Consider the following 18,125-nt stretch of genomic DNA (forward strand, 5'->3'; position numbering starts at 1 on the left):
AACCATCGTATAGTTCGGCCGAGCGGCACGACAGCTCCCTCAACCATCGTATGATATACGCCCGGCGCCGGTGCGCGATCACCAAACCCGGTCATTGGGCGCTTCCGGATCGCACGCCGCAACCGGGACCGATTCGCCGCTTCGTCTGACCGCGCGCGCTCCCTAAAGCTGCCGGCGCAGTCCGATGAATCCCTTGCGGGTTGCCACGATCGCTGCCTGGGTACGATCCTCCACGCCCAGCTTGGCGAAGATCTGCTTGAGATGGCCCTTCACTGTCTCCGGAGACAGCGAGAGCTGCCACGCGATGCACTTGTTCTGCTGCCCCGCAGCGACCAGTTCGAGTATGTCGATCTCGCGTGCAGTGAGCCGACCTCTCCCGGCGTCGACATCGGGCACGCGGATTTCCGGGCTGATCACCGGGCGACCAGCACGCACGCTGCGAATTGCTCCCACCAGATCCTTGCGGATGCAACTCTTCAGAACATATCCTGCGGCTCCCGCGCGAAGCGCGCGCGCCGCCTGAACCTTGTCGGCATAGGTGGTCAGCACGAGGACCGTCGCGTTGGACGCTTCGGCACGAATGTGCTCAATCGCCGTGATTCCGTCGAGTTGCGGCATCTGCAGATCCATCAGCACGATGTCCGGGCGCTGTTCGGCGAACATCCGCACGGCCGCCGCGCCGTCCGAAGCTTCGGCCACCACGCACATATCCTGCTGGCGTTCAACCACTGCGACGATTCCTTCGCGCAGGATGGCGTGATCATCGGCAACGAGGATGCGGAGCGGCAGGTTTTCAATCACGTCGGCATCTCCACAAGCGTCCCCGGGGAGCCTCTGCGAGGCGATACGCAAGCGTGGCGGGCACCACGAACGACACGTCGGTCCCACTGCCAGGTGCGGCGTCGATCGCCAGTTCGCCGCCCACGCCCCGCGCACGCTCTCGCATTCCGGCCAATCCGAAATGTCCCGCGCGCCCGCCGGCGCCAAGCACGTCGGGGTCGATGCCAGTGCCATTGTCCCTGACGCGCACAACGAACTGATGCGCGTCAAAGCCGATCAGAACCTCAACGCGATCGCCACGCGCATGACGCCAGACATTGAACAGCGCCTCGCGCGCGATGTTCACCGCTTCCGTCGCGACAAGGGGGTGCAGCGGGCGCGGTTCGCCGGAAGTAAGCACACAGCTTTCGACGCGAGAGTCGAAATGCTGACGCTCGACCAGCTCGCGCAGCGCTATTTCGATGGCGCTCGCCTTCTCGGACGCACGCAGGTCGTGCAGTCGCTCGCGACCCTCAGCCATCACCTGATCCGCCTGATCGAGCGCGTTCTCCAGCGCGCCGCGCGAAGCCGCTCCGCGCGGCAGTTCGTCGGCGGCAAGCTGAAACCGCAGGATCAACGCCTGAACCGATTGCAGAAAGGTGTCGTGAAGATCGCGCGAAATGCGCTCGCGCTCGCGCAGCCGCTCGGTCATGCGCAGCCGCACCCGCGCGGTGACGGCCTGCATCCGCAGCGAATATGCGAGCCAGAGCAGGGCGACCGCGCCGAGAAGCAGCAGGATGTGGAAGGTCGGACTTTCCAGAAAGGTCGGCGGGATCGTGAAACTTGCCACGGCCCCTTCGCGGTTCCACACCCCCGCATCGCTCGCCGCGATCACATTGAACCGATATGTTCCCGGCGGGAGGTTCGCATAATTGGCTTCGCGCCGCGCCCCAGGATCGACCCAGTCCTCGTCGATGCCCTCCAGCCGGTACCGGAACCGCACGCGTTCCGGCACGGCAAGGCTGAGAGCCGAATAGGCAATCGTCACCGTCCGCGTCCCCTTTGGCAGCACCGAGATTTGCGGGTCGCGCACTGCCACTCCGCCGCCGGACAGCATGCGGATCGCCACGGGTGGCGGCGTTCTATCGACGGCATGAAGGCCGTCCAGGCGAACGAGCCCGGCTCGCGTCGTGAACCAGCGCCGCCCGTCGCTGCCCGCAGCAAGCTGACCGCCGCGAAAGCCGATATGCTGTGGCCCGCCGGGCAGTCCGTCACGGCTGTCGTACAGTCGCCGGGCAATCGCGGACGAGGGATCGTCAAAGCCGCGGTCCAGCGCCGCGCTGGAGAGAACGGAAATGCCGTCATCATTCAGGATCCAGGTCTCGCCGTCGGCGGTACGCATCACCGCGCGTGCGCCGGCGAGCCACGGTGCGCGCGCAGAATCGATCCTGTCGATCCGGTTGCCGCGGATACGCAGCATTCCCCGCGCGCCGCTGACGTAGAGGCCCCGCGAATCCGACGCCATCGCCCCGATCGGCCCGACCGCCAGCCGTTCGGGCGCCAGATATGTCATCGCACGACCGCGCACACGAACAAGCCCGGTCTGATTAAGGCTGAACGCAAGATCGTAATCGGGATCGAGCGCCATGTCCCACACGTCGCCTTTGGTCTGCGCGCCATCAAGCGACTGCAGTCGCCCGTTCTCCAGCAGCTGCAGACCGTCACCGGTTGCAAGCCACAGACGGCCGCGGCGGTCCTCAAGGCAGTTGTAAACATTGCCTGATTGCCATCGCCCCCGCACCTCTCCCGCCGGCCCCACTCGCCGAACGGACGACTGCCCCCCCAGCCACACGCCGCCTGTTCGCGCCGGGCAGATCACGCTTTCGGAAGGGAAGCCGCTGAGAATCATGCGAGGCCGCGCGCTGCCGTCGATGGCGAACAGTCGCCCGTGCGATGTGATATAGGCGGTACCGCCATCGCCATCGGCCATGATGTTGCCGTGGACGATGTCGGCTTCGACGCCTGCTTCCAGCACCACCGGGACGCGACGGAACTGATCGAGCCCTTCCCCGGTGCCGATCCAGATCGTTCCTTCGCGATCGACGAGCAGAGAACGTGTGCTGTCGGCGCTCAAGCCATCGGCAGCGGTGAATCGCTCGACTTCCGATCGCTCCCATGGCGCAGCGACATGAAAGACGCCGACCGTGCGCGTGGTGCCCCAGATGCCCCCCCAGCGATCGAAGGTGATTGCCGCCACGCGCAAACCCGGCACGGCAGCGTAGCGCGCGGCCCCGGACACATTGCCATCGCTGTACGGGTCGAGCGGATAGGTGCCGGTCCGGCCGGCCGCCCAGAGCCGCCCCGCGCAATCGCGCGCGAGGCTCGCAGTCGCCAGCCCTCGATGGGGGCTTCGTCGAAACCGAGCCGCGCCTCGGGGAAGATAGGCAAGCACCCCGCCGCCGCCGCCACGCGCAGTGAGCGAGACGAACAGCGTCCCGTCGGCATCGACGACGATTCCTATGATCTGCCCCGCAGGCAGGTGCGAGACCGCGTCCATCTTCTGCCAGCGACCGTCGACATAGCGGGCCAGGCGATTTTCAAGCCCGCCCCAGACCGCCCAGATGCTGCCGTCACGCCCCTCGACCAGGTCGGTGATCATCATCGGCGGATCGGGCATGTGCATGTCGTGCAACTGTCCACCGCGCAGTACCGCCACGCCCGCACCATCGAACAGCCCAGCCCATAGCGTTCCGTCCCGCCCGACGATCAGGTGAGACACTCCGATATTCTCCAGCTGAGAGCCCGCCGCTACGCCCGCCTTCTCGAACGTCACGCCGTCGAACCGGTACAGGCCGCGGCTGGTGCCGAGCCATAGAAAGCCGTCCGGCGTCTGCGCAATCGCATGCACTGCGCCGGGCGCACCGTCTTCCCGCGTCCAGCTGCGATGTTTGAACTGCGACAGCGTGGGCCGCAGGTCCTGCGCCGTAGCGGGCACCGTCGCCAGAAGGACGAGGGCGCAGACCATGCTGACGAGCAACGAAGGCGAATGCCACCTTGTAGACCGCGACCAGTCGCATGCCACTGCCGTTGCCCCTCTTTCGCAAGAACCAGAACGCTAGCATGTGCGGCGCACCCGGCGAACCCACCCGAAAGAGGGGGGAAGTGCTGCCGCCCCATGCGCAGAACCGACAAGACATGATCGTCCGGAAACCCGACTTGCCGGTTTCTGGGCAATCACCTCTGGGGAGTCTTCCGTGAGAAACCATCTTTTGCTGCTGCTTCCAGCTGCACTACTGGCAGCCTGCGATAGCAAGGTGAGCGCGCCGCAGCCGGATACAGAGGTCGCGGACATTCAAAACAGCCGCACCAACGATCCTGCCGTGCCGCAGCCGACTCCCATACAGACGCCCGAGCCGCTCGAAGAGAACAGAGCCGCAGGCAACGCCGACCATGCCCAGGGCGTGCTGCCGCTTGAACGCGGCATCTATGTGCAGGAAGGTACCGCTTGCGGCGATCCGCCGAACGCGGCGATCCGCATCTACGATGGGAGCGGTCTCAGCGGATCGGCAACGCACGCCTGTCATGCGCGGATCCTCTCGCACGATGGCGAGCGTTACACGGTCGACGAGTCGTGCATCGACACCCCTTCGGGCGCTGGGCGCCGTACGACCGAACGGCAGACGATCACGGTGGCGGATGCGCTCACCTTCACGCTGGCGACACGTCACGATAGCGCCCGCTTCCGCTTTTGCCCGCCGGTTGAATTGCCTGGTTTCCTCCAGACGCGCTACGCCGAGGTGCGCCGCTCGTCAGAAGGCAACTAGCCCCCGAAAGTGGGGTGAGGCGCGACCCTGTCCGGGTCTTTCCCAAGATGGCGGAGGGCATCATTCTGCCGCCATGAACGGTTCTGCCCTTACCGCCCCGCCCCCAGGCCGCGCATCCGCAGCGATGCAGCGTGGGCTGGTTGCGGCGGCGCTGATCGCAGCTATTTTCGCACTCGACACATTCACCGTACTCGGGAGCGCGATCGCGGTGCTGTACGTGCTTCCGTTGCTGCTCATCGGCAGCGGATCGCGCAGCGGCGCTATCTTCCCCTGGAGCGGCGTGTGCGCGGCACTGACGCTCGTCAGCTTCTTTTGGAACCATGTCCCCGAACCCGGGCTCAGTCCGGTGGCCAGGATGGTGGTGAGCCTTGCCGCAAATGCGGTAACCACCCTGTTGATACTGCGCGTTCGCCATGCATTCGCGACGCTGCGTGCCAGCGCAACCCGACATCGGGAGGTCGTCGACAAGCTCGCCATCGGCCTCTGGGAAAATGACTTCAGCCCGGTTGAGCAGGCGCTTGCGGCGCTCCGCGCCACCGGCGTTGCAGATTTGCGCCGCCACATCGCCGCGCACCCCCAATTCGTCGCGGAGATGCGGCGGCTGGTGCGCATCGCCAATGTGAACGAAACGGCGCTACGCCTGCTGGAAGTGCCGAGCAGACGCATGTTCTTCCCGCGGCTGGGCGACCTGATGCCCGAAAACGAAGCGAGTTTCGGCGAGCTCCTGCTCGCACTCGACGAGCGGAGGCCCTTCTTCCAGACCGAGGCGCGGGTGCACACGCGTAGTGGCGGAATGCTCGACGTGATCATCGCCATCGGTATTCCGGCCGATGGTCCGCTGGATCGGGTAACTGCCAGCATCCTCGACGTAAGCGAACGCAATCGCCTGGCAACAACGGTGGAGAAGATGCGCGCGCAACTGGATCGTGCACAGCGCGCGACGATCCTCGCCCAAATGTCGGCTGCGATCGCGCACGAGATCAATCAGCCGCTCTCCGCTGTGCGCAGCTACGCCGAGGCATGCAGCCGCTGGCTCGATCGGCCCCAGCCCGACCTTGCCGAGGCGCAGGACGCACTGCAAATGGTCGTCAAAGCGGTGGATCATGTCCACGCGGTGATCGGCAGCGTGCGTGAGCTTACCGGATCCGCGAGGCACGAGTTCACAGGCCTTGCGCCCGACGATCTTGTTGCAGGAATGGAGCCGCTGCTTCAGCGCGACGCAGCCGAGCATTGCGGGCGCGTCTCCTTTCGGCTTGGCGCATCCAACGCAACAATCCGGGGCGACGCGATCCTGATCCAGCAGGTCATCGTCAATCTTGTCACGAACAGTTTCCAGGCAATGGCGGAAACGGATGCGTGCGACCGGGTCGTCACCATAGCCTCCGGCATCAAGGGCGATCAGCTTCTGCTATCCGTTTCCGACCGCGGCACCGGCTGGAGCGAAGCGGCTCTGGACCAGCTGCTCGAGCCGTTCCAAACCACCAAGATCGACGGAATGGGTCTTGGCCTCGCCATCTGCCGGAGCGCGATCGATAAGCATGGCGGAACGTTGACGATGCGGAACCTGCCCGGCGGCGGGGCAGTGGCAGAGATCCGCTTGCCGCTCGTCGAAGCAGCGCACGGCTCGATACCGGAATCTTCCTGTCCAGGGTCAGAAGCCGTTGGTCATAGCCCGCAACTTCGGACACCAACCTCGTCCGGCGCTCTTCAATCGCGCAATGGCCCGATGGATCCGAAACACCTGCTGGCATCTTCGATGGTACCGCACCCATCGACCGCAGGAGGTTCTGCTGCATTTCAATGGATTAGGTCGTGAACCCGTAGGGGGGACCAGCGATTACACCCGGGTAGCTGATCGCCCGGCCTGCGCCCTCGGGTCAGCTACTTAACCTGGCCGGCCGGGTATCTTGCCCATGCGCAATTCCCAGTTTCGGATCATCAGCCGCGATAGCCGCTCGGTGGCGGCGGATTGCTGCTGCGGGGACATGTCGCGTACCTCTTCTATCGAAACATCGGTCAACTGGTTGAAAGCGCGCTTCATCGCCGACGAGGAGCGAAAGCCGCTGCGTTGTGCGACGATCGAAAGCACTAGCTGGGGGTCTTCGATGATTTCGCTCCAGGCCACGATCAGCCGTCTGGCCAATATGTAATTTTTGACCCCGTCCAGATTTTCGAAAGCACGATACAAAGTGGAGCGCGAGATACCGAGCTGTTCGGCTATCGACGACGCCGAAAGGTCGGGCTGTGCAATCTGATGCGTGATCACGGCTTCGGCACGATCGCGTACGCTCGCCTGCTGATAGCGTCGTTGATAGCGTTCTGAAGTCGCATGGGCGAGCAGCTGCAACAGCATTGTGAGCGCGGCGACGCCTTCCGACATCGACATACGGGGCAAATCGTCCATCAACCGGCTGGCAAAGGTGTTGAGGATACCCGCAAGCGGCGCCTGAGCCGGGATGATGCAGCCATGAACGTCGCGGTCACCGAAGTCCGGGCCCATCGAGGATCGCGGCACGATGATCCGCAAATTGATCGAATCCGTCTGCTGCAGCATGCCGGGATTGGCGACATCCATGATCAGGATATCGCCCACGCCGATCGGAAGCCCGGTCCGGGTCGGCGCCATTTTCGCCGTGCCCTTTTCAAAGAAATAGATGAAGAGCTGGTCGGCCTGATGGCTTTCGACATAAGCCTGATCGCTCTCGATCATGAACGTGCCGTCGATCCACGTCCGGGCGATGATCCCGTTCGCCAGTACATGCAGGTCGGTGATGCAACTGAAACCCGGCTGGTTCGCAAAAGCCTCAGGCTCGACCCGGAATGCAAAGGCGATCGCCTGCGCGATCCTCTGCATATAGTGCAGCATCGATTCGTCGGGATTTCGCGCGTACCGGACGAAGGGAATCTGCTGGTCGGCCTGAACCTTACCGGCCCATTTATGCATCGCTGTTCCTCGCCCAGTTTTTTCGTTTTCTTAGCCGTTGGCGGAACGCGAATATCCGTGTGGTTAATCGAAATCTACCGTTGACTGGGACAGAATCTGCGGAATCGCCTCTTCGTGAGACAATGGCGGCATTGCTGAAAACAAGCGTTCGCCGGTAGCCCGACTCTTCGAATATAGGGGGGGGGATACCAGTTGCGTTTCCGGCATTTTGCGCCAGCTGCGGTTGCGGCTGGTTTGATCACCTTCGTCACCCTGCCCGCTGCGGCACAGACCGCCAGCCAGCTTGCACCGGAGAGCTTTGCTCCCCGGCAAGCGCGCGAAGGCGGGCCGGTCGTGCTTCCTCGTGACACCGGGGTTGAAGCGCCCCCGGGCGCCGACAAGATCGACCTGCGCATCCGCGAAGTCGTGGTCGAAGGCGCCGACGCGAACGATCCGCAGGTCAAAGCGCTGCGCGACCGCCTCGAAGGCAAGACCCTCAGCGTTGCGGAAGTTTACGCCGCCGCCGCAGCGCTCGAATCCGCCTATGCGCGTCAAGGCAAGGTGCTCACGCGCGTGATCGTGCCCGCCCAGACGCTGGAGGGTGAAGATGCCGGGGCGGTGATCCGGCTGCGTGTCGTTTCGGGCTATATCGAGAGCGTCGACGTTTCCTCGCTCGATCCGCATGTGCGGGCGCGCGCCGCCGCGATCGCGCGATCGCTGGCGAACAATCCGGATATTCGCCTTGCCGATATCGAGCGTAGGCTGATGCTGATTTCCGACGTGCCGGGTCTGCGGATGCGGTCGGCGCTTGCTGCCGGTTCGAAGCTGGGCGCCAGCGTTCTGGTGCTCACGGGCGAATATGCCCCCATCAATGGCTTTGTTGCCTATGACAACAGCCTTGCCGACGCGCTGGGTCGCGACGCAGCGAGCCTTGGCCTCAATTTCAATTCGGTGTTCGGTGCCGGCGAACAAATCTACCTGCGGGTCAGCGGGCTGCCCAATACCGGGAACGAAGGTCTCCTGGAGGATCATCCGCGCAACCGCTCGCTCGCGGCGGGCATAACCGTTCCTATCGGCAACAATGGCCTGATGCTCACCGGTGAATTCGCCGATGCGCGCACCACACCGCGCCGCATCACCGGCTTTCCGGGCACCGGCAGCCAGTTCAACCGTGTCGCCGCGACGCTTTCCTATCCCTTTGTGCGCACGCGCGCACTTTCGCTGAGCGCCGATCTGGCGTTTGAGGCGACAAAGGAACAGGTGGACATCGTCTATCCGATCGACCTTCCCCTTTCGGAAGACCGATTGCGAATAGTTCGACTGCAGGGCCGCGCGACCTGGTTTCCCTCATCAGGCGGATATGTCGACGGCTCGGTGCGGCTGTCGCAGGGTATAGACGCGCTTGGTGCGCGTTCGGCGGCGGATGCAACGCCGCTGCTACCGCTTTCGCGCGCGGGCGCCGATAGTGATTTCACTACGGTCAATGCCCGTGTCGAGGTGCAAGGTACGCTGGCAGGTCCGCTGCGCGCGGCGATGATGGCGTCGGGGCAGACGAGCTTCGGCAATCCGGTGGTAAATGGCGAGCAGTTCGGCGTCGCACGGGTCGACGCGATTTCGGCGCTGCCGTCCGGGACCATTCAGGGCGATAGCGGCTATGCGGTGCGCGGCGAGCTTCGCCTGTCCCTGCCGCTTCCCGACACGGCCCCGGTTTCTCTGGTCCCCTATGTGTACGGAGCGCGGGCAGGTTTGCGCCTCTACGCCCCCACCTTCTTCGAACAACGCGATACCGCGATCAACGCATGGGGAGCCGGTGTCCGTGCGACGCTGCTGCCCGGTGGCAACCACCCTTATCTGACCGGGCGCGCGGAATATGGTCGCGCCAATGTGGCTGGCCGTGGCGATGACGATCGCCTGACTTTCAGCGTGATGCTGAGTTTCTGAGAGGCACTATGATGATCAAGGCTCCTGTCAAAATGGCGCGCACGCTGCGGATTTCGTTGCTTCTCGGTTCGGCGCTGGTTCCGTTCGCCGTGCAGGCGCAGTCGCTGCCGGCAGGCGGTACTGTTGTACGCGGCTCGGCGGAGATCAGCGCGTCCGGCAACGCGATGACGATTACGCAGAACAGCGATCGCGCGATCATCAACTGGCAGGATTTTTCGATCGCGCGTGACGGCTCGGTCGACGTCCGGGCGCCCGATGCGAATTCGGTGCTGCTCAATCGCGTGACGGGCGACGCCACCAGCGTGATTGCCGGGCGGCTCAGCGCCAATGGCCAGGTCTATCTGGTCAATCCCAACGGCATCTTCATCACCGAAACCGGTTCCGTGAATGTCGGCGGCTTCGTTGCCTCGACCCTCGACATTGGGGACGATGCTTTCATGCAGGGCGGCGCGCTCTCGTTCGCGGGAACGGGCGGCTCTGTGGTCAATGCCGGCGAGATTTCGATCGTGCGCGGCGGCTATGCGGCGCTGATGGGCGGCAAAGTCGATAATCGCGGCCTGATTCTGGCGCCGTTCGGCAAGGTGGCAATGGCCGGTGGCGATCGCGCGACGCTCGATTTCGGAGCCGACGGGTTTCTTCAGGTCGCGCTCAGCGAAGGCGCCAGCGCGTCGCTGACCAATTCGGGCAGCATTTCGGCGCGGGGCGGCGCCGTCATCCTGTCCGGCGGCCAGGCGCGCGCAGCAGCTCGGAATACCGTCAACCTGGACGGTGCCGACGCCGCCACCAGCGTGTCGCGCAGTGGCAGCAGCGTGGTACTGGGCGGCACTATTTCAGCGACTGATGGCGGTCGCGTCACGGTTACGGGCAGCGATATCGTTCTGGAATCGGCGAATATCGATGTCTCGGGCGCCGCAGGGGGCGGCGCAGTGCGCATCGGCGGCGACTGGCATGGCGAGGGTACCCTGTCCCACGCCGCGACCGTTTCCGTCGATGCCACAACCATGATCCGCGCCGATGCGACCGAAAGCGGCAATGGCGGCGACGTGGTATTGTGGTCGGACCAGCGTACCGATTTCGCCGGCACGATCAGCGCGCGCGGCGCGGGCGGCGGCAATGGCGGCGAGGCCGAAGTCTCGTCCAAGGGCGTGCTCGATTATCGCGGCGCGACCGATCTGCGCGGCGCCGCGTTCGGCACGCTGCTGCTGGATCCGCGCAACATCACCATCTCGACTGGTGCGGACAGCGGCGCGGCCGGCTTCACCGCCAGCGCCGACGACAGCGTGATCAACGCCACGACGCTGATGAATGCGCTGAAGACCGCGAACATCACCGTTTCGACGGGCGCGACGGGAACCCAGGCGGGCAACATCACGGTTGCGGCGCCGATCACCTGGTCGACCAATGCGCGGCTTACGCTGCAGGCGGCGGGCAATATCGACATCAACGGTGCGATCACCGCCCATGCCGGGACGCTGGACATCAAGGCGGGCGGCACCAGCGGCGGTAGCGGTGCGATCGATGTCGCGCGTTTCGTCAATTCAACCGGCGACTGGCGCCAGGTCGGCCCGGGCATCGCGAGCTTCCATGCGGCCGATTTCCGTATCAACGGCGGCAGCTTCATGCGCGCGCTGGGTGGAGACGGGAGCGCCGCGACACCATATCGGCTGACCGACATTTACGGATTTCAGGGCATTGCGGGCTTCGCCAGCGGGAATTTCACGCTTGCCAACAATATCGACGCCAGCGGAACTGCGACCTGGAACAGCGGAAGCGGGTTCAAGAGAATCGATTATGGCGAAGATGACAATTACGACGCCATAGCGTTTTCCGGATCGATCGAGGGGGCCGGCCATTCGATCACCGGTCTGCGCCAGACTGGTGGAAATGTCGGTATTTTCTACCTTTTCGGTGGATCGCTCAAGAATCTAGTCATCAGTGGATACGACATCGACGGAACCGACAGTAGCGGTGGCGCTTTCGCAAAGACGGTGCTGGGCGCGGATATCAGCAACGTCCACCTCGACGGATCGCTGCACGTCCAATATTATGCCGGTGGCTTCGCGCGCACGATTCAGAACTCGCGTCTCGACGGCGTGTCGGTCATGGGAGATGTCCGGACCAACAGCAGCTGGGGGGCCGGATTTAGCTTCGACATCATCGATAGCCAGATTTCGAACTTCTATGTGAACACCCATATCACGTCCACCTGGGCCTATGGATTGTCGGCTTCCGTTGATGACGACTATCGCGCCACCGGGACATCGGTACTGAGCAACGGCTATGTCACCGGATCGACGGCGTCGTCGTGGCGGTACGTCATCTCTCGTAATCGTGGCACGGTGGAGCCCACCGTCTATTACAACAAGACGGCGTACGGCTCGGGGCCGGGCACCGGGCTGACCATCGCCCAATTGCGCGATCCCGCGAATCTGGTCGGCTTCGATTTCAACAACACATGGTATCAAGCATATGACATGCTGCCGATCCTGCGCGGCGAAGCGGCGCCGGTTGCGGCCGATGGCGTGTACGAAATTTCGACGCTGAAGCAGCTGCAGCTGATCAATGCTGCCCCGTCGAACGACTATCGACTGATCGCCGATATCGACATGAGCCCCACCGACGGCAGCGACCCGAACAGCATCTGGGGTCCGGGCGGCTGGGTCCCGCTGAGCCATGAAGCAGGTTTCGATGGCGGGCTGCACATGCTTTCGAACCTGACGATCGACCGGGCGACTGCGCCCGATCAGGCCCTGTTCTCGCGTGCAACGGGCGCGATCAGCAACTTGCGGCTCGAAAACGTCAGCGTGACGGGCGAGAATTACAGCTCCGCACTGATTGGAACCCTCGACTCCGGCGGAACCGCATCCAACATCTGGGTTTCCGGTTCGGTGACCAGCGTCGGAGGCGTTGCAGCCGCCGGTTCGGGCGGCATGTTCGCGCGGCTGCGTGGCTCGGCGGACAACGTCCACTTCTCCGGAACGATTACCGCGTCAAAGTTCACCGGCGGAATCGCCGGCGACTTAAGCGGTTCGCTGTCGCATGCGTCGTTCGATGGCACCATCACGCTCACGGATAACAACGCTTATGCCGGCGGCCTCGTCGGCGACGCGCGTGGGACGATCAGCGACAGTTTCGCCACCGGGCGAATCGACGCGCCGGGAACCAACAATATCGGTGGTCTTGTCGCCATCTTGAGTGGAACGCTGAACCGGAACTGGGCAGCGATGACGATCAACGCCGGGTCGATCAACGTCGGCGCGCTGGTCGGCTATTCGGGCGTCGATGTCGGCACCAACTATTGGGATAGCGATGTCGCCGGCGTGGCCAACGGCATCGGCTATCTCCAATCGGGCCGCCGCAACGACACCGTTGCCCTGACGACGGCGCAGGCGCGCAGCGCGTCGAGCTATGCCGGGTTCGATTTCACCGACACCTGGTATCAGTCGGGCGACCTGCGCCCGATCCTGCGCAGCGAATTGGTTACACAGAATGGCGTCGGCCAGATTTTCAACGTTCGCCAGCTCCAGCTGATGGATGCGAACTGGACCGGATCCTACGCCCTGATCGCCGATATCGATGCCTCGGCGACGCAGGGGCTCGACGCGACGGGTGTCTGGTCCGCCGGCGGGTTCATCGGCATCGGCGACAACACGAGCAGCCTCGGCTTCGAGGGCGAGCTGGACGGTCGCGGGCACGCGATCACCGGGTTCAGCCAGGGTGCGACGAACGCACGCACCGGTGACTATCAGGGCATGTTCGCTCTCGTGTCGGGCCTTATCCACGACGTTTCGCTGAGCGGTACGAACAACAGCACGGCGCGCTATACCGGTGGCCTCGTCGCGCTCCTCTTCAAGAACGCCACGACCACCGGCACGGTGCGCAACGTCACGTCGAACATGGATGTGACGGCGACGATCGGCTGGGCGGGCGGCATCGCGGGAATGGCGTCGGGGACGATCGAGAGCAGCAGCTCGGCCGGCGACGTGACAGGCGCAAGCGCCGGTGGCATCGTCGGATATCTCCAGACCGGGATCATCCGTACCAGCGCGGTTTCGGGCACCATCAGTTCAAACGGGAACACCGGCGGTTCGGTGGGCGGTCTCGTCGGCTATTTCAACAATGGCGAAGTCCGCGACGTCTATTTCGAGGGGACGGTGCAGAACACGGCGGGTCGCGGCGGCATGCTGTTCGGAACGCTGTTCGGCAGCTCGGCGCCGATTTCGGGCGTGTTCCTGAACGGCACGATCAACCCCTCTGCGCGCAATGGCATCGTAGCGAACAATACCGTCTTCGCCAGCAGCCCGATCCTGTACAATAGCGACAAGATCGACGCGTCGCTGGTGGCGTCGAACACGACGACGGCGGCGACGGGCTATACGACCGCGCAGCTTCAGGATCTGTCGACCTACCAGACCGTTTTTGCGGGCTTCGATTTCCAGAACGTCTGGGTTGCACCCAATCAGTCGGGACAGGGCGGCGATTCGACCGCGCATTTCGCGCAGCTACGATCGCTGAACGATGTCGTGGTGATCGGCGCGGACGGTCTGTTCCGCACCTATGGCAACAATAACGGCACGTTTGTCACCGATTATTCCGGCCTTGGTGCCGACACCTATGTGCTGAACGCGGGGAGTGTCACGTCCGGCGCGGACACGACGTCGAACGTCGGCAGCTATGGCGCGACGATTTCCGGCACGACAACGACCGGCACGCCGCGCAAGCTGTATGTGGCCGATACCCTCACTGTTACCCCGCGGGTGCTCAACGTCACTGCCGATGCGCTCAGCCGTCTGTACGGCGAAGCCAACCCGGCGCTCACCTATACGGTCGGCGGCGATGGCCTCGTCAATGGCGATACCCTCTCCGGTGCACTCGCCACCTCGGCCACCACCAGCAGCAATGTCGGTGCCTATGCCATCACCCAGGGCAACCTGGCAGCCGGCAGCAACTATACGTTCGCATTCACCGGGGCGAACCTCACCGTCACCCCGCGCGCGCTCAACGTCACTGCCGACGCGCTGAGCCGGCTGTACGGCGACGCCAACCCGGCGCTGACCTATACGGTCGGCGGCGACGGGCTGATCAACGGCGATACGCTGAGCGGATCGCTGGCAACCAGCGCCACCGCGACCAGCAATGTCGGTGCCTATGCCATCACCCAGGGCAACCTGGCAGCCGGCAGCAACTATACGCTGGCGTTCACTGGCGCGAACCTCACTGTTACCCCGCGTGCGCTCAACGTCACCGCCGACGCGCTGAGCCGGCTGTACGGCGAAGCCAACCCGGCACTGACCTATACGGTCGGCGGCGACGGGCTGATCAATGGTGATACGCTGAGCGGCGCGCTGGCGACCAGCGCCACCGCGACCAGCAATGTCGGTGCCTATGCCATCACCCAGGGCAACCTGGCAGCCGGCAGCAACTATACGCTGGCGTTCACTGGCGCGAACCTCACCGTCACGCCGCGTGCGCTCAACGTCACTGCCGATGCACTCAGCCGCCTCTATGGCGAAGCCAACCCGGCGCTGACCTATAGCGTCACCGGCGACGGGCTGGTCAACGGTGATACGCTCAGCGGATCGCTCGCCACCTCGGCGACCACCAGCAGCAATGTCGGTGCCTATGCCATCACCCAGGGCAACCTGGCCGCCGGCAGCAACTATACGCTCGCGTTCACCGGGGCGAACCTCACCGTCACGCCGCGCGCACTCAACGTCACTGCGGACGCGCTCAGCCGGCTCTATGGCGAAGCCAACCCGGCGCTGACCTACACGGTCGGCGGCGACGGGCTGATCAACGGCGATACGCTGAGCGGATCGCTGGCGACCAACGCCACCACCAGCAGCAATGTCGGTGCCTATGCCATCACCCAGGGCGACCTGGCAGCCGGCAGCAACTATACGCTCGCGTTCAATGGCGCGAACCTCACCGTCACGCCGCGTGCCCTCAACGTCACTGCGGACGCGCTGAGCCGCCTCTATGGCGAAGCCAACCCCGCCCTCACCTATAGCGTCACCGGCGACGGGCTGATCAACGGCGATACGCTCAGCGGATCGCTCGCCACCTCGGCCACCACCAGCAGCAATGTCGGCGCCTACGCCATCACCCAGGGCAACCTGGCGGCCGGCAGCAACTATACGCTGGCGTTCACTGGCGCGAACCTCACCGTCACCCCGCGCGCGCTCAACGTCACTGCCGATGCGCTGAGCCGGTTGTACGGCGAAGCCAACCCGGCACTGACCTATACGGTCGGCGGCGATGGGCTGGTCAACGGCGATACGCTCAGCGGATCGCTGGCGACCAACGCCACCACCAGCAGCAATGTCGGTGCCTATGCCATCACCCAGGGCGACCTGGCGGCCGGCAGCAACTATACGCTGGCGTTCACCGGGGCGAACCTCACCGTCACGCCGCGCGCCCTCAACGTCACTGCGGACGCGCTGAGCCGGTTGTACGGCGAGGCCAACCCGGCGCTCACCTATAGCGTCACCGGCGACGGGCTGATCAATAGCGATACGCTCTCCGGTGCGCTCGCCACCAACGCCACCGCGACGAGCAATGTCGGGGCCTATGCCATCACCCAGGGCGACCTGGCAGCTGGCAGCAATTACACGCTGGCGTTCACCGGGGCGAACCTGACCGTCACCCCGCGCGCGCTCAACGTGACTGCCGATGCACTCAGCCGGCTGTACGGCGAAGCCAACCCGGCGCTCACCTACACGGTCGGTGGCGACGGGCTCGTCAACGGCGATACGCTCAGCGGATCGCTGGCGACCAGCGCCACCGCGACCAGCAATGTCGGCGCCTATGCCATCACCCAGGGCGACCTGGCGGCCGGCAGCAACTATACGCTGGCGTTCACCGGGGCGAACCTCACCGTCACGCCGCGCGCCCTCAACGTCACTGCGGACGCGCTTAGCCGGTTGTACGGCGAAGCCAACCCGGCGCTCACCTACAGCGTCACCGGCGACGGGCTGATCAACGGCGATACGCTGAGCGGCGCGCTCGCCACCAACGCCACCGCGACCAGCAATGTCGGTGCCTATGCCATCACCCAGGGCGACCTGGCAGCCGGCAGCAACTATACGCTCACGTTCACCGGGGCGAACCTCACCGTCACGCCGCGCGCCCTCAACGTCACTGCGGACGCGCTGAGCCGGTTGTACGGCGAGGCCAACCCCGCCCTCACCTATAGCGTCACCGGCGACGGGCTGATCAACGGCGATACGCTGAGCGGTGCACTGGCGACCAACGCCACCGCGACCAGCAATGTCGGGGCCTATGCCATCACCCAGGGCAACCTGGCAGCCGGCAGCAACTATACGCTGGCGTTCACCGGGGCCGATCTGACCGTTACCCCACGCGCACTCAACGTCACCGCCGATGCGCTCAGCCGCCTCTATGGCGACGCCAACCCGGCACTGACCTATACGGTCGGTGGCGACGGGCTGGTCAATGGCGATACGCTGAGCGGTGCACTGGCGACCAACGCCACCGCGACCAGCAATGTCGGGGCCTATGCCATCACCCAGGGCAACCTGGCGGCCGGCAGCAACTATACGCTGGCGTTCACCGGGGCGAACCTCACCGTCACGCCGCGCGCGCTCAACGTCACCGCCGATGCGCTCAGCCGGCTGTACGGCGAAGCCAACCCCGCCCTCACCTACAGCGTCAATGGTGACGGGCTGATCAACGGCGATACGCTCAGCGGTGCACTGGCGACCAACGCCACCGCGACCAGCAATGTCGGCGCCTATGCCATCACTCAGGGCAATCTGGCGGCTGGCAGCAACTATACGCTCGCGTTCACTGGCGCGAACCTCACCGTCACGCCGCGTGCGCTCAACGTCACTGCCGATGCGCTCAGCCGCCTCTATGGCGAGGCCAACCCGGCGCTGACCTACAGTGTCGGCGGCGACGGCCTCGTCAACGGCGATACGCTCAGCGGATCGCTGGCGACCAACGCCACCACCAGCAGCAATGTCGGGGCCTACGCCATCACCCAGGGCGACCTGGCAGCTGGCAGCAATTACACGCTGGCGTTCACCGGGGCGAACCTGACCGTCACGCCGCGCGCGCTCAACGTGACTGCCGATGCACTCAGCCGGCTGTACGGCGAAGCCAACCCGGCGCTCACCTATACGGTCGGCGGCGACGGGCTCGTCAATGGCGATACGCTCTCCGGTGCACTCTCGACCGATGCGGAAAGGGGAAGTGCGCCTGGGGACTATCTCATAAATGAGGGGTCGCTCTACGCCGGGCCCAACTATTCAGTAACCTTCGAGCAGGGCATCCTGACGATCCGACCCACGGCTTCGGCATTTCGTCTGTATCCCCCCAGCGCATTGTTCCGGGATTTTCTGCAATATCGACTGGAATATCCGGATATGCCGGAAGCCCGTTCTGCCGACTTCAGGAGCTTGGAAGCCGTGGGCTGCCTCGCCACTTTCAACGACGAATCGCCCGAGAAGGCGTCGGGATGGCGGTGCGAATGAGCTCCGAGAGTTGTTTTAAGACACTCAGGCGCCTGCAGCGGGGCCAGCCGGCAGAAACATCGTCTAGGACATGCGAGAATATCCAACGATTTTAATGGTATCCATGACGGTATAGACGACGTCGACTCCCCTAGGGGCCACCAGCGATTTGGCGGCTTGCCTGTAAATCTGCGGTCGGATCGC

At 64.4% G+C, this 18,125-nt stretch carries 7 protein-coding genes; 4 read left to right on the forward strand and 3 right to left on the reverse strand.

Annotated features, from left to right (window positions below):
• Positions 1 to 162: 162 nt before the first annotated feature.
• A complete protein-coding gene (locus DKB74_RS05085; RefSeq protein ID WP_205007836.1) occupies positions 163 to 801 on the reverse strand; it encodes a response regulator in 639 nt (212 codons plus the stop codon).
• Entirely contained in the window at positions 794 to 3,784 is a 2,991-nt protein-coding gene (locus DKB74_RS05090; RefSeq protein WP_109806952.1) for a sensor histidine kinase, read from the reverse strand. Before DKB74_RS05090 ends, DKB74_RS05085 begins: the two co-directional genes overlap by 8 nt.
• A 229-nt stretch (positions 3,785 to 4,013) precedes the next feature.
• Between DKB74_RS05090 and DKB74_RS18770 the strand changes: the two genes are divergently transcribed.
• Both DKB74_RS18770 and DKB74_RS05095 read left to right on the forward strand, forming a co-directional pair.
• A complete protein-coding gene (locus DKB74_RS18770; protein WP_161956797.1) occupies positions 4,014 to 4,583 on the forward strand; it encodes a hypothetical protein in 570 nt (189 codons plus the stop codon).
• Between the two features lie 73 nt (positions 4,584 to 4,656).
• Positions 4,657 to 6,399: a sensor histidine kinase gene (locus DKB74_RS05095; protein ID WP_161956798.1), complete on the forward strand. Its 1,743-nt coding sequence runs from the start codon at positions 4,657 to 4,659 to the stop codon at positions 6,397 to 6,399.
• 69 nt (positions 6,400 to 6,468) lie between these two features.
• Here DKB74_RS05095 and DKB74_RS05100 read toward each other — a convergent pair whose 3' ends face one another.
• Positions 6,469 to 7,527 (reverse strand): helix-turn-helix domain-containing protein, encoded by a 1,059-nt coding sequence (locus tag DKB74_RS05100; protein ID WP_109806954.1) that lies wholly within the window; start codon positions 7,525 to 7,527, stop codon positions 6,469 to 6,471.
• A 234-nt stretch (positions 7,528 to 7,761) separates the two neighbouring features.
• On the opposite strand from DKB74_RS05100, the gene DKB74_RS05105 reads away from it, so the two are divergent.
• Entirely contained in the window at positions 7,762 to 9,447 is a 1,686-nt protein-coding gene (locus tag DKB74_RS05105; RefSeq protein WP_161956799.1) for a ShlB/FhaC/HecB family hemolysin secretion/activation protein, read from the forward strand.
• 11 nt (positions 9,448 to 9,458) lie between these two features.
• Positions 9,459 to 17,942 carry a beta strand repeat-containing protein gene (locus tag DKB74_RS05110; RefSeq protein WP_161956800.1) on the forward strand — a complete coding sequence of 2,828 codons (8,484 nt, stop codon included), beginning with the start codon at positions 9,459 to 9,461 and terminating at the stop codon, positions 17,940 to 17,942.
• Positions 17,943 to 18,125 lie beyond the last annotated feature (183 nt).

Origin of the sequence: Stakelama portus, from assembly GCF_003171655.1 — a bacterium.
GTDB lineage: Bacteria > Pseudomonadota > Alphaproteobacteria > Sphingomonadales > Sphingomonadaceae > Sphingomonas > Sphingomonas portus.